This is a genomic window from Cryobacterium sp. N21 (assembly GCF_002929575.1).
Taxonomy (GTDB): Bacteria; Actinomycetota; Actinomycetes; order Actinomycetales; family Microbacteriaceae; genus Cryobacterium; species Cryobacterium flavum.
This window is the reverse complement of the sequence record NZ_PJJQ01000035.1, coordinates 355,719-369,075: the sequence shown is the minus strand read 5'-3', so window position 1 is coordinate 369,075 and position 13,357 is coordinate 355,719. Positions and strand designations below refer to the sequence as shown.

The window sequence follows — 13,357 nt, the reverse complement described above, 5'->3', positions numbered from 1 at the left end:
CGGCTCCTACTTGTCGTTCGGGGTAGATGAAATGTTGAGAACCTCGCGCACGACCTTGGCAAGGTCGGCTGCGCTGGGCAGCGCGGCCTTCTCGAGGGCTTTGGCGTAGGGCAACGGCACCTCGGCGGCGGCGACGCGACGCACGGGGGCGTCGAGAAAATCGAACACGCCCTCGCCGATGGTCGCCGAGATCTCGGCGCCGATGCCGTAGCTGAGCCAGTCGTCTTCGAAGACCACGGCGTGGCCGGTTTTGCGAACGGAGGCGCAGATGGTGTCGCGGTCGAGCGGGCGCAGACTGCGCAGGTCGACGACCTCGATCGAGAGGCCCTCGGCTTCGAGTTGATGCGCCACTTCGAGGGCGGTCGTGGTGCCACGCGAGTAGCTCACGATGGTGAGGTCGGTGCCGGTCGCAACGACGGCGGCCTTGCCGATCTCGGCGACCTGTTCGCCGTCAGGCACTTCGCCCTTCGCGCTGTACAGCGACAGGTTTTCCAGAAAGATCACCGGGTCGTCGTCGCGAATGGCCGCGGTGAGCAGCGCCTTCGCGTCGGCCGGGGTCGATGGGGCGACCACCTTGAGGCCGGGAATGTGCGCGTACCAGACCTCGAGGTTTTGCGAGTGGGTCGCGGCCAGTTGCTGGCCACCGCCGCCGGGCATGCGAATCACCAGCGGAATGGAGACCTGACCGGCGAACATCGACCGCATCTTGGCGGCATGGTTCACGATCTGATCGATCGCGATGAGGCTGAAGTTGATGGTCATAATCTCGACCACCGGCCGCATGCCGAGCATCGCGGCGCCGAGGGCTGCTCCCACGAATCCCTCTTCGGCGATCGGGGCGTCGAGCACCCGCTCGGGTCCGAAGTCTTCGAGCAGCCCGGCGGTGATCTTGTAGGACCCCTCGAACACCCCGATCTCTTCGCCGACCAGAAAGACCTTCTCATCGCGTTCGAGCTCGGCTCGCAGCGTCTCGTTGAGGGCCTGGCGGTAGGTGATCGTGCGGGTTGTTGACTCTACGTTGGTATTCACAGTGCGTCCATAACGGGTTCTCCGGGCAAAGCGGATGGCGCATTCGCCACCGGGGTTGCGTAAACATATTTGAACAGGTCGGCCACGTCGGGTTCAGGGCTCTCGTCGGCGAAAACGACCGCCTCGGAGACGCGCAGGTCGGCGGCCTCGTCGATAGCGGCGGCATCCGCTTCAGTGAGCACGCCGGAAGCGATCAGCTCGGCGCGAAAGCTCGGCACCGGGTCGGACTGCTGGGCGATCGTCGTGTCTTCGGGCGAGCGGTAGCGGGCCGGATCGACCACGGAATGGCCGCGCAGCCGGTAGCACATGACCTCGAGCAGCACCGGCTGACGCTGCTCGCGGGCCTGCTTGAGGGCGTCTCGGGCGGCGTCGCGCACCGCGAGCACGTCGTCGCCGTCGACCCGAATGCCGGGCATACGGTACGACGCGCCGCGCTTGTACAGCTCGGGTTCAGCGGATGCCTTCTCCACCGTCGTTCCCATGCCGAGGCCGTTGTTGACGATCACGTAGACGATCGGCAGCTTCCACAGGCCGGCCAGGTTGAGCGATTCGTGGAACGCGCCGATGTTGGTGGTGCCATCGCCGAGCAGGCACATCACTGCCGCAGCGTCGGGCCCTGCCGTTTCCTGGGTTTTCAAGGCGAGAGCCGCGCCGGTGGCCGGAGGAAGCTGCCCGCCGACGATGCCGTAGCCGCCGAACAGGCGCGTTTCTTCGTCGAACAGGTGCATCGAGCCGCCGCGTCCGCCGGAGACGCCGGTGACTTTGCCGAACAGCTCGGCCATGACGCGTTCGGGGGCAAGGCCGCGGAGCAGCGCGTAGCCGTGGTCGCGGTAGCCGGTGAACAGGTAGTCACGGGCCTCGATGGCAGCCATCAGGCCGACCACGGTGGCTTCTTCGCCGAGGTTCAGGTGGCAGTAACCGCCGATCTTTGCCCGGGCGTACATCTCGCTGGAGCGCAGCTCGAAGGCCCGCACCAGCGACATCCGTTCGTAATAGTCACGCAGGGTGTCAGCGGGTTCACCACCCGTTGACTCGACTACTGCCTTCGGTCGCGTGCGGGCTTTTGCCGCCATGTGGTCCCACTTCCTGCGTGTTTCGTTTGTTAAGACTATTACTTTGTGCTGAATAGTTTCCTTTCTAAGCGGTCAGCGGAAGGATCTACGGGAGAGTTGGGGTGAATTCGAGAATTCTGCGGCTGCCCAAAATGGGGGCACATAATGGAGTCATGGCCGCCCAACCCCCGAGTTACAAAACGCTCGCCAGTCTGAGCCGCATGAACCTGCTCTACCAGCTGCAAAGCCGCGGAACGATGACGGTGAATGACCTCGCCGAAGCCGCCGGCCTGCACCCCAACACCGCCCGCGAACACCTCGACCGGCTGATCAACGACGGGTTCGTCACCTGTGCGCCCGAAGCCCGTGACAGCAAGGGTCGCCCGAAGATGCTCTACAGCGCTGCCGGCGGGGTCAGTACCGAGCTCGGGTCTATTCGCGCTCGCAAGATCGAGGCCGCGCAGGAGCGCGCCGACCAGCTGCGACGGATGCTGCCCGTTCTGCCCGTAGGCCAGAGCGCGTTGGCCGGTTGCTCCGGTCCGGCCGCCCAGCGGCAGCTCGATGCCCTCGACGACCATCTCGACCAGGCCGGCTTCGACGCGAGCGTCGCCGCAAGCGGCGAACAGCTCAACCTGCGCGACTGCCCGTACTCCGAGATGGTCAAGGACCACCCGGAGGTCTGCGGAGTGCACTATCGCCTGATCCAGGGCGTGCTCGAACAGGCCGACGGCCCGCTGCGCGCGATCGGCCTGAACCTCATCGACGCCCCACACCTCTGCGTGATCGACGTTGCTCCCCTTCCCGCTGAACGCGAGAGCGCAAAAAGTGCCCGATTGGACACCTCGAACGGGCACTTTTTGCGCTCTCGCGAACCGGGGTAAAACATTATTACCGGTGGTTTGCGGTTGTCGGCCTCGAAGGCAGCGGCTTAGCTCGTTCTGAGGGTGAGTGCCACTGCGGCATTCCCCGGCAGGCAAGGGGCAGCCGTGAAAACGCGCACAGGAACAACCAGCACCACCAGTAAGCCCGGCACCGACGGCCCGGTCGCCGACTCGCTGATCAAGCTCGGTCGCTTTCTGCGCAGCTCAGAAACCAGCGAAGACCTGCGCAGTGTGTTCAAGACCGGCGGTCGCGGCGCCGATACGTTCTACCGTGACCGCTGGACCCACGACAAAGAGGTGCGCTCGACCCACGGCGTGAACTGCACCGGCAGCTGTTCCTGGAAGGTGTACGTCAAGGACGGCATCATCACCTGGGAAACCCAGCAGACTGACTACCCGAGCGTCGGCCCGGATTCACCCGAATATGAGCCTCGCGGCTGCCCCCGCGGCGCCGCCTTCAGCTGGTACACCTACTCGCCCACCCGGGTGCGCTACCCCTACGTGCGCGGTGTGCTGCTGAACCTGTTCCGCGAGGCCAAGGCCCGTCTCGGCGACCCGGTGCTGGCCTGGGCCGAGATCACCGGCAATCCAGACACCGCCCGCCAGTACAAGAGCGCCCGCGGCCAGGGCGGTCTGGTGCGCGCCAGTTGGGACGAAGCGGCCGAGATCGTCGCCGCTGCCCACGTGCACACCATCAAGCAGTACGGGCCAGACCGGGTCGTCGGCTTCAGCCCGATTCCGGCCATGTCGATCGTGTCGCAGGGCGTTGGCAACCGATTCATCTCGCTGCTCGGCGGCACCATGCTCTCGTTCTACGACTGGTACGCCGACCTGCCGGTGGCCAGTCCGCAGGTGTTCGGCGACCAGACCGACGTGCCGGAATCGGCCGACTGGTGGAACTCCAGCTACCTCATCATGTGGGGCTCCAACGTTCCCGTCACCCGCACCCCCGACGCACACTTCATGGTCGAGGCCCGCTACCGCGGCCAGAAGGTCATCACGGTCTCGCCCGACTACGCCGACAACTCCAAGTTCGCCGACGAGTGGCTGGCCGTGCACCCCGGCACCGACGGCGCCCTCGCCCTGGCCATGGGCCACGTCATTCTGAAAGAGTTCCTGGTCGATCGCCGCACCCCGCGTTTCGCCCGGTACATGAAAAAGTTCAGCGACTCGTCCTACCTGATCGCCCTCACCCCGCGCCAGGATGCCTGGGTTCCCGGCAAATTTCTGACGGCCGACGCGCTGCCCGGAACCGACGCATCCGTTTCGAGTGCAGCCTTCAAGACAGTGATGCTCGACGAGAACGGCGAGGCGTTCGTGCCGAACGGTTCGATCGGCCACCGGTTCAGCGAGGCCGACAAAGGCAAGTGGAACCTCGACCTCGAGGGCCGCGATCCGCTGCTCTCCATAGCGGATGCCCCGGACTACGACGGTGCATCCGTCGCGATCGACCTGCCCCGCTTTGACATCACGCCGGGTGCTGACAGCGTCGGTGAGCGCCACGCCGGTGCCGCCGGCATCGTGCGCCGCGGCGTGCCGGTGCGCGTCGTCGCCGGTGTGTTAGTGACGACGGTGTTCGACCTGCTGCTCGCGCAGTACGGCGTCGGCCGCCCGGGCCTGCCGGGCGAGTGGCCCACCGGCTACGACGACGCCTCCACCCCCGGCACCCCCGCCTGGCAGGAGGAGATCACCTCCGTGCCGTGGCAGGCCGCCGCCCGCATCGGCCGCGAATTCGCGCAGAACGCTGAGGACTCCGAGGGGCGTTCGATGATTCTGATGGGCGCCGGTACCAATCACTGGTTCCACTCCGACACCATCTACCGCGCCTTTCTCGCGCTCACCACCATGACCGGCTGCCAGGGCGTGAACGGCGGCGGCTGGGCCCACTACGTCGGCCAGGAAAAGGTGCGCCCGCTCACCGGCTACGGCCAGTACGCCTTCGGCCTGGACTGGGTGCGCCCGCCGCGCCAGATGATCGGCACCGGCTTCTTCTACCTCGCCACCGACCAGTGGCGCTACGACGGGTTGAGCGCCGACACCCTCGCGAGCCCGCTCGGCACCGGGATCTTTAAGGGACGCACCACCGCGGACACCATGGTCGATTCGGCCAAACGCGGCTGGATGCCGAGCTACCCCACCTTCAACCGCAACTCGCTCGACCTCGTCGACGACGCTCACGCTGCGGGCGTTGAACCGGCCGAATACGTCGTCGATTCGCTGAGGGACGGCTCGCTCGAGTTCTCCTGCGAAGACCCCGACGCCCCCGAGAACTTTCCCCGCGTGCTCGTCGTGTGGCGGGCCAACGTGCTCGGCTCCTCCGGCAAGGGCAACGAGTACTTTCTCAAGCATCTGCTCGGGGCGCCGTCCGCTGTGCGCGCCGTGGAATCGATGCCGGCTCGCCGCCCGAAGACCATGAAATGGCACGAAAGCGCGCCGGAGGGCAAGCTCGACCTGATGGTCACGAGCGACTTCCGCATGACGTCGACGACGATCTACAGCGATGTCGTGTTGCCGCCGGCCACCTGGTACGAGAAGAACGATCTCTCGACGACGGACATGCATCCGTTTATTCACTCGTTCAACCCGGCGATCGCTCCGCCGTGGCAGGCCAAAACCGACTTCGACATCTTTCACGTGCTTGCCGCGAAGATCTCAGAGATGTCGGTGAAGCACCTCGGTAAGCGCAAGGACCTCGTCGCGGCGCCGCTGCAACACGACACCCCCGACGGCATGGCCACCCCGCACGGCACCGTGCGCAGCGACCAGCCGCTCATTCCCGGGGTCACCATGCCGAAGCTCGTCGTCGTGGAACGTGACTATCCGGCCTTCGCCGCGCAGCTCGGCGCGCTCGGGCCACTCACCAAAAAGCTCGGAATGGTCACCAAGGGCGTGAAATTCAACCCCGACGTGGAGGTCACCTACCTCGGCAAGAAGAACGGTCTCGTGCCGAGCGGGCCGGCCGCCGGCCGCCCGCGCCTGTCGACGGCGATTCACGCCTGCGAAATGGTGCTTGCTCTCTCTGGCACCACCAACGGTCGCCTCGGCACGCAGGGTTTTCGCCAGCTCGAGGAACGCACCGGCGTCAAGCTGGCCCAACTGGCCAGCGACAACGAGGGTCGACGCTTCAGCTACCCGGATGTTCAGGGCGCGCCGGTTCCGGTGCTCACCTCCCCGGAATGGTCGGGTTCAGAGCACGGTGGTCGCCGTTACAGCGCCTTCACCATCAACGTCGAACATTTGAAGCCCTGGCACACCCTCACCGGCCGCCAGCACTTCTACCTCGACCACGACTGGATGATCGAGCTTGGCGAGCAGCTGCCCATCTTTCGGCCGCCGCTCGACATGCACCGCCTGTTCGACGACTCGATCGTCGGCGCCACCAGCAAGACCCCGACCGGTCATGCCGAGGTTGCCGTGCGCTACCTGACGCCGCACTCGAAGTGGTCGATCCACTCCGAATACCAGGACAACCTGCTCATGCTCTCGCTCTCCCGCGGCGGCCCGACCATCTGGATGAGCCCGCAGGACGCCGACAAGATCGGCGTGCGCGACAACGAATGGATCGAGTCGTACAACCGCAATGGTGTCGTCGTGGCGCGGGCTATCGTGTCGCACCGCATGCCGGAGGGGACGGTGTACATGTACCACGCGAAGGATCGCACCATCAACGTGCCGGTCGCCGAAACCAGCGGTATGCGCGGCGGAACCAACAACTCGCTCACGCGCATCCTCTTGAAACCGTCTCATCTGATCGGCGGCTACGCCCAGCTGTCGTTCGCCTTCAACTACCTCGGACCCACCGGGAACCAACGCGACGAGGTCACCGTGATTCGTCGTCGCAGCCAGAAAGTGGACTACTAATGCGTGTCATGGCCCAGATGTCGATGATCATGAACCTCGACAAGTGCATCGGGTGTCACACCTGTTCGGTCACCTGCAAGCAGGTCTGGACCAACCGCACCGGCGTCGAATACGCCTGGTTCAACAACGTAGAGACGCGGCCCGGCATCGGCTACCCGCGCGAATACGAAAACCAGGAGAAGTGGAAGGGCGGCTGGGTGCTGGGTAAGCGCGGCCGCCTGCAGCTCAAGGCCGGCGGGCGGCTGAAGAAGCTCTCGCAGATCTTCAACAACCCCAACCTGCCGCAGATCGACGATTACTACGAGCCGTGGACCTACGACTACGACATGCTCACCACAGCGCCGGCCGGTACGCAGAGCCCGGTCGCGCGCCCGAAGTCGCTGCTTACCGGCCAGAACATGGACATCAAGTGGTCGGGCAACTGGGACGACAACCTCGGCGGCTCGCAGGAAACGGCCGCCCAAGACCCCATTCTCGCCACGATGAGCGAGCACGTGAAGATGGAGTTCGAAGAGACCTTCATGTTCTACCTGCCGCGCATCTGCGAGCACTGCCTCAACCCCGCGTGCGTCGCCGCCTGCCCCTCCGGTGCCATGTACAAGCGTGAAGAAGACGGCATCGTGCTCGTGGACGAAGACGGATGCCGCGGCTGGCGCATGTGCGTCAGCGCCTGCCCCTATAAGAAGGTGTACTTCAATCACAAAACGGGCAAGGCCGAGAAGTGCACGCTCTGCTACCCGTTGATCGAGCAGGGCAAGCCCACCATCTGCTCCGAAACCTGTGTCGGACGTCTGCGTTATCTGGGCCTCATGCTCTACGACGCCGATGCCGTACTCGCAGCAGCCTCGATCGAAAACGATCAGGACCTGCTCGATGCGCAGCGTGCCTGCTTTCTCGACCCGTTCGACCCCGAGGTCATCGCCGCAGCCAAGGCGGAGGGCATGGCCGACGACTGGATCGAAGCGGCTCAGAACAGCCCCATCTACAAGCTCATCTCCGAGTACGAGATCGCCCTGCCGCTGCACCCGGAATACCGCACCATGCCGATGGTCTGGTACATCCCGCCGCTCTCGCCGGTCGTCGACGTGGTCAGCAACTCCGGCAGCGACGGCGAAGACGCCCGCACCCTGTTCGCCGCGATCGACAAGCTGCGCATTCCGGTGGAATACCTCGCCGGACTGTTCTCGGCCGGCGACGTCGTTCCGGTCGAACTGTCACTGCGCAAGCTCGCCGCGATGCGGGCGTATATGCGCGACCTCAACCTCGGTAACGAGCCCGACGAGCGCATCCCGAACGCGGTCGGAATGACCGGGGAGAGCATGCAGGCCATGTATCGCCTGCTCGCGATCGCCAAGTACGAAGACCGCTACGTCATTCCGAAGGCGCACGTGGAGACCGCGCGGGAGCTCGAAGAACTCGGCTGCTCGCTCGACACCGACGGCGGCCCCGGTATGGGCGGGCCGGGCGCTGCCGGGCACAGCGGCCCCTACGGCAACACCGTCGGCATGCCGCTTGGCGCCACGGTCGACAACTACAACGAGATGACCGGGCGCGCCAGCCCGACCGCGCCGACCACTCCGGGCCGGGTCAACCTGCTCAACTGGAACGGTGGTGGGGTGCCCAAGGGCATGTTCCCGCCGGTAGCGGATGCCGGGAGTGCGGCATGAGCACCGCCACCCGTCTCCCCGCGGCACTCGCTGCGCGGGTGAACTTCGGCTTTCGGGCGCCGAAGGTGGCCCCGCGGTTCATCGCCGCCGTGCCGTTGACGGCGGATCAGGGGGTCATCGCGCATATGGCGGCCTCGATTCTGCTGGACTATCCCACTCCGGAGCGGCAGCGGCAGTTTTCACTGGTGCGTTCAGGCGTTGTTGGCCTGCCCGACCCACTGCGGGCCGCGTTCGATGCGTTCTTCACGGGGATCGCCGGCTGGAATGAGCAGCAGCTCGAAACGCACTTCACCGCGACCTTCGACCTGAAACGCAAGTGCTGCCCGTACCTCACCTACTACGCGGCGGGCGATACGCGCCGCCGCGGAATGGCACTCGTGCGATTCGTCGAGGCCTATCGGGCGGCCGGCTGGCAGGTTGACGCCGACGAACTGCCCGACTACCTGCCGATGGTGCTTGAGTTCTCGGCGCTGTCCGACTCGCCAATCGCGCAGGAGCTGCTCGCGGCGCATCGTGACGGCATCGAGGTGCTGCGCTCCGCCCTGGAGAAGGTCGACAGCCCCTACGCCCACCTGGTGGAGGCGGTGTGCCTGTCGCTGCCGCTGATCGACGACGAGACCCGGGAACGCTACCTCAACCTCGTCAACGAGGGGCCGCCGACCGAGACGGTCGGCATGACCTACCTCGGCAATCTGAAACCGTTTTCCGCGCACCCCAACGAGGATGTCAGCCGATGACCGCCTGGGATTACTTGCTCTGGGTGGCCTTTCCCTACGCCGCCTCTGGCGTGTTCGTGGTGGGGCACCTGCTGCGCTACCGTTACGACCAGTTCGGCTGGACCTCGCGGTCGAGCCAGACCTACGAGAACCGCCTGCTGCGCTGGGGATCGCCCATGTTCCACTACGGCATTCTCATGGTGATCGGCGGGCACGTCGTTGGCCTGTTCATTCCCAAGCCGTGGCTGGAATTCTTCGGCGTGACCGAGCATCTGTACCACCTCGGCGCCACCTGGCTCGGCACTTTCGCGGCCGTGCTCACCGTGGCCGGGCTGACCATCTTGATCTATCGGCGCCGCCTCACCAAACGGGTGCTGCTCGTCACCACCGTGATGGACAAGGTCATGTACGTGTTCCTGGCCAGCACCATCTTGTTCGGCACGACCGCCACCGTGCTCTATCAAATCTTTGGCGGCGGCTACGACTATCGCGGGTCGATCTCCCCGTGGATCCGCTCGCTGTACAGCTTTCAGCCCGACCCCGCGCTCATGAGCGACGTGCCGTTCTTCTTTCAGCTGCACGTACTCACCGCCACGACGCTGTTTCTGCTCTGGCCGTTCACCCGGCTGGTGCACGTGTTCTCGGCGCCGCTCGGCTACCTCGTGCGCCCCTACGTGGTCTACCGCTCGCGCGATGACCCCCGCGGCGCCGGGTCGCGGGCCCCGCGTCGCGGCTGGGAGAAGAGCGAGAGTCCGCTGGAGCGGTTACGAAAGTAACCTGTTCTGATGGTGCGTATAAAGAGAGCTTACGAAGAGGCATCCACTGACGACGGATGCCGGGTGTTGGTTGATCGACTCTGGCCGCGCGGTGTCTCCAAGGAGAGCGCCGACCTTGATGAGTGGTTGAAAGAGGTCGCACCGTCACCGGCGCTCCGCACCTGGTGGAAGCACGACCCGAAGCGCATGGACGAGTTCGCCGTGCGCTACCGCGCTGAACTAGACGGCAATACCGAGACCCAGGCGGCCGTCGTGCAGCTTCGTGCGCTCGCCGCGGCCGGCGTGACGACCTTGATCTACGGAGCCAAGGACCCGCGGGTGAACCATGCGCGGGTGCTCGCCGAATACCTGCAGGAGAAGTAGACACACGAGGTCACATTCCGCTGGAAGGAATACTGGGCCCCGTTCCAGCCTTGGGGATAAAGGCGTCTGCACGCGGCGGTGGAATCTCAAGGGGCTCCCGTCTCGCGGGACCGGGGGCGTCAGCGTGACTCACGAATGACAATAGAAAGTGTCGAACCAGTGACTTCAGTAGTTCCCGTCAGTACCCGCGGCAGCAGATTTCCCAAATGGGTGCGCTCGTTCGGCGTTCAGATCATCGCTGCTCTCATCATCGGTCTGGGCCTCGGACTCGTGGCAAAATACACCGGCAGTACCGAAGCGAATCCCAACGGTCTCGGTGCGACCCTGAAAATTATCGGGTCGAGCTACGTCTCGCTGCTGCAGGCTGCCGTCGTACCGCTCATCTTCACGGCCGTGGTCAGTTCCATTGCGAACCTGCGCGAAGTGTCGAACGCGGCGAAGCTGGCCTGGAACACGCTTCTCTGGTTTGCTATCACCGCGCTGATTGCGGTTCTGATCGGCATCGGGCTGGGCGTTCTGGTGCGACCGGGAGCAGGAACGGGCATCACCGAGAATGCCGAATACTCCGGCAAGACCGGGGACTGGTGGGCATTTTTGACCGGGCTCTTCCCGAAGAACTTCCTCGGACTCGGCGCCAATACCTCCGTCGTTGATAGCGTCGCGAGCACCACTGTCAACTTCAACGTGTTGCAGATTCTCGTCATCGCCATCGTGGTGGGCATTGCCGCGTTGAAGGTGGGTAAAGCTGCCGAACCATTCCTGAATCTCAATGCGTCAGCCCTCGCGGTCATTCAAAAGGTGCTGTGGTGGATTATTCGCATCGCGCCGCTCGGCACGATCGGCCTGATTGGTAATGCCGTCGCGGTCTACGGCTGGGACACCATGGGATCGCTCGGCAAGTTCGCAGTCACCATCTACATTGGCCTGATCCTGGTGCTGTTCGTGGTCTACCCGGTGCTGATCAAGTCTCACGGTCTGTCCGTCAAGCAGTACTACTCCGGTGTCTGGCCGGCCGTTCAGCTGGGCTTCGTGTCGCGCTCATCCATCGGTACCCTTCCGCTGACGCAGCGCGTCACGGAGCGCAGCATGGGCGTACCGCGCGGATATGCATCCTTTGCTGTTCCGCTGGGAGCGACGACCAAGATGGATGGTTGCGCGGCTATCTACCCCGCCGTCGCCGCCATCTTTGTGGCACAGTTCTTCGGAATTCAGCTGGACTTCACCCAGTACCTTCTTATCGTTTTGGTCTCCGTATTGGGTTCTGCCGCCACGGCCGGCACCACTGGCGCCGTCGTCATGCTGACGCTGACCCTGTCAACGCTGGGTCTGCCGTTGGCCGGGGTTGGCCTTCTGCTGGCCATCGATCCGCTCATCGACATGGGTCGCACCGCCGTGAACGTGGCGGGACAGGCCCTCGTGCCCACGATCGTGGCCAAGCGCCAGGGCATCCTCGACAAGACGCTGTACAACGCCCCGCGAACCTCGCAGCCCTTTATGGACGATTCGGACGTCTCCATCGAATCGACGCCGACTGAGCGGGCCGAAGCTCGGGTCTAGCTCACCCGCGCTGGGTGGGGACCGAGGGGGCGCAAATCGATCTAAAACCGGCCGTAAAAGGTCGATTTGCGCCCCCTCACGGCTGGTGCGTGGGCATCCGCTTGCCGCCGTCGTGAGCCAGGGCCGCTAGACCTGGTCGAGGGGGATCGACTCGTCGGCGAGGCGAGCAGGATCGACCGGCTCGTCCCGACGAATCAGAGCCTGAACGGTGTCATTGACGTCCCAGACGTTGACGTTCATGCCCGCGACGACGCGGCCGGCCTGCTGCCAGAACACGATGAACTCGCGGGAATCCCGGTTGCCGCGGTAGACCAGCTCGGCGCCGTCGGCCAATATGCCGAATCCGGAATATTCCATGCCGAGGTCGAACTGGTCGGTGTAGAAGTAGGGAATGGCATCGAACGAAACGCTCTGGCCGAGCATGGCTCGGGCCGCAGCCGGACCGCCGTTCAGGGCGTTCGCCCAGTGCTCACTGCGCAGTCGCGCTTTGAGGAGCGGATGCTCCGCGTTGGCCACATCGCCCGCCGCGAACACGTGGGGATCGCTGGTTTTCAGGCTCGCGCTGACCAGGATTCCATTGTCGACCGCGAGCCCGGCCTTTTGGGCGAGTTCGACGTTTGGAACCGCACCGATGCCCACCAGAACGAGGTCGGCCGGCACGGTTTCGCCGCCGGCCAGGAGCACTCCGGTCACCCGGCCATCCATTCCGACCAGGCCGTCGACGGTCACGGAGCGGCGGATGACCACTCCGTTGCGCTCGTGCAGGCTCGCGAACATATCGCCGAGCTCGTCGCCGAGAGCCGCAGCAAGCGGTACCGGGCCGCGTTCCAGGATGGTGACCTCGTTGCCGAGTGTGCGGGCGGTCGCGGCGACCTCCATGCCGATCCAGCCGGATCCCACGACGACGAGCCGCTTGCCGCCGTCAGCCAGAACGGAGTGCAGCAGGTCGGAGTGGTCGAGGGTGCGCAGGTAGTGCACCCCGCCGAGGTTTGCACCCGGCACCGTCAGGCGTCGCGGCCGGGCGCCGGTGGTCAGGAGCAGTCGGTCGTAGCTCAGTTGCGCGCCGTCGTCGGTGTCGAGCAGGTGCGCGCCGAGGTCGAGGCTCACCGCGCGGGTGCCGGAGTGCAGCTGCACCTCATGGTCGGGATACCAACTCGCACTCTGCACGAAGACTGAGTCGCGTTCGGCCGTGCCGGCCAGATAATCCTTCGACAGCGGCGGACGAATATATGGCGGGTGCTCTTCGGCTCCGATCAAGTGAATCTCCCCGTCGAAGCCTTCCTCGCGCAAGGCTCGGGCAGCGCTGGCCCCCGCAAGCGCTGCTCCCACGATGACAAAAATCTGCTGGCCCGCCATGACTGGTCCTTCCTCGGAGGTGTGCTCTTGACTGTACGAGAGTTTGCCCGCTGGGGGGCGGTGCAATCGTACCCGGGGAACTCAGTCGTGACGCGAGTT

10 protein-coding genes are annotated in these 13,357 nt (G+C 65.0%); 7 read left to right on the top strand and 3 right to left on the bottom strand.

Translation table 11 applies throughout. From position 1 onward, the window contains the following. Positions 1–6 precede the first annotated feature (6 nt). Both CXY77_RS16150 and pdhA read right to left on the bottom strand, forming a co-directional pair. A complete protein-coding gene (locus CXY77_RS16150) occupies positions 7–1,029 on the bottom strand; it encodes an alpha-ketoacid dehydrogenase subunit beta (protein ID WP_233197456.1) in 1,023 nt (340 codons plus the stop codon). Beyond that, on the bottom strand, positions 1,026–2,102 hold the full coding sequence (gene pdhA, locus CXY77_RS16145; protein WP_092340351.1) for a pyruvate dehydrogenase (acetyl-transferring) E1 component subunit alpha: 1,077 nt from the start codon (positions 2,100–2,102) through the stop codon (positions 1,026–1,028). The genes CXY77_RS16150 and pdhA overlap by 4 nt, the downstream gene beginning before the upstream one ends. Before the next feature lie 152 nt (positions 2,103–2,254). Between pdhA and CXY77_RS16140 the strand changes: the two genes are divergently transcribed. The 7 genes from CXY77_RS16140 to CXY77_RS16110 all read left to right on the top strand — a co-directional run bounded on the left by CXY77_RS16140 (position 2,255) and on the right by CXY77_RS16110 (position 11,902). Beyond that, positions 2,255–2,962, top strand: coding sequence for a metalloregulator ArsR/SmtB family transcription factor (locus tag CXY77_RS16140; RefSeq protein ID WP_158252863.1), 708 nt, complete (start codon positions 2,255–2,257; stop codon positions 2,960–2,962). A gap of 105 nt (positions 2,963–3,067) precedes the next feature. Continuing rightward, positions 3,068–6,823 carry a nitrate reductase subunit alpha gene (locus CXY77_RS16135; RefSeq protein ID WP_104130488.1) on the top strand — a complete coding sequence of 1,252 codons (3,756 nt, stop codon included), beginning with the start codon at positions 3,068–3,070 and terminating at the stop codon, positions 6,821–6,823. Beyond that, positions 6,823–8,490, top strand: a complete 1,668-nt coding sequence (gene narH, locus CXY77_RS16130; RefSeq protein ID WP_104130487.1) for a nitrate reductase subunit beta — start codon at positions 6,823–6,825, stop codon at positions 8,488–8,490. Before CXY77_RS16135 ends, narH begins: the two co-directional genes overlap by 1 nt. Further along, on the top strand, positions 8,487–9,227 hold the full coding sequence (gene narJ / locus CXY77_RS16125) for a nitrate reductase molybdenum cofactor assembly chaperone (RefSeq protein ID WP_233197455.1): 741 nt from the start codon (positions 8,487–8,489) through the stop codon (positions 9,225–9,227). The genes narH and narJ overlap by 4 nt, the downstream gene beginning before the upstream one ends. Further along, on the top strand, positions 9,224–9,982 hold the full coding sequence (gene narI, locus CXY77_RS16120; RefSeq protein ID WP_092340347.1) for a respiratory nitrate reductase subunit gamma: 759 nt from the start codon (positions 9,224–9,226) through the stop codon (positions 9,980–9,982). Before narJ ends, narI begins: the two co-directional genes overlap by 4 nt. A 9-nt stretch (positions 9,983–9,991) precedes the next feature. Continuing rightward, positions 9,992–10,345, top strand: a complete 354-nt coding sequence (locus tag CXY77_RS16115; RefSeq protein ID WP_092340346.1) for a DUF488 domain-containing protein — start codon at positions 9,992–9,994, stop codon at positions 10,343–10,345. A gap of 135 nt (positions 10,346–10,480) precedes the next feature. After that, positions 10,481–11,902 (top strand): dicarboxylate/amino acid:cation symporter, encoded by a 1,422-nt coding sequence (locus tag CXY77_RS16110; protein WP_104130486.1) that lies wholly within the window; start codon positions 10,481–10,483, stop codon positions 11,900–11,902. 126 nt (positions 11,903–12,028) lie between these two features. Here the strand turns inward: CXY77_RS16110 and CXY77_RS16105 are convergent, their stop codons facing one another. Then, positions 12,029–13,258, bottom strand: coding sequence for an NAD(P)/FAD-dependent oxidoreductase (locus tag CXY77_RS16105; RefSeq protein WP_104130485.1), 1,230 nt, complete (start codon positions 13,256–13,258; stop codon positions 12,029–12,031). Between the last annotated feature and the right edge of the window lie 99 nt (positions 13,259–13,357).

Bases quoted from the DNA above. Each gene is read 5' to 3' on its own strand.
- CXY77_RS16140 (WP_158252863.1), top strand. From the start codon at position 2,255: ATGGCCGCCCAACCCCCGAGTTACAAAACGCTCGCCAGTCTGAGCCGC.
- narH (WP_104130487.1), top strand. From the start codon at position 6,823: ATGCGTGTCATGGCCCAGATGTCGATGATCATGAACCTCGACAAGTGC.
- narI (WP_092340347.1), top strand. From the start codon at position 9,224: ATGACCGCCTGGGATTACTTGCTCTGGGTGGCCTTTCCCTACGCCGCC.
- narJ (WP_233197455.1), top strand. From the start codon at position 8,487: ATGAGCACCGCCACCCGTCTCCCCGCGGCACTCGCTGCGCGGGTGAAC.
- CXY77_RS16110 (WP_104130486.1), top strand. From the start codon at position 10,481: ATGACAATAGAAAGTGTCGAACCAGTGACTTCAGTAGTTCCCGTCAGT.
- CXY77_RS16115 (WP_092340346.1), top strand. From the start codon at position 9,992: ATGGTGCGTATAAAGAGAGCTTACGAAGAGGCATCCACTGACGACGGA.
- CXY77_RS16105 (WP_104130485.1), bottom strand. From the start codon at position 13,258: ATGGCGGGCCAGCAGATTTTTGTCATCGTGGGAGCAGCGCTTGCGGGG.
- pdhA (WP_092340351.1), bottom strand. From the start codon at position 2,102: ATGGCGGCAAAAGCCCGCACGCGACCGAAGGCAGTAGTCGAGTCAACG.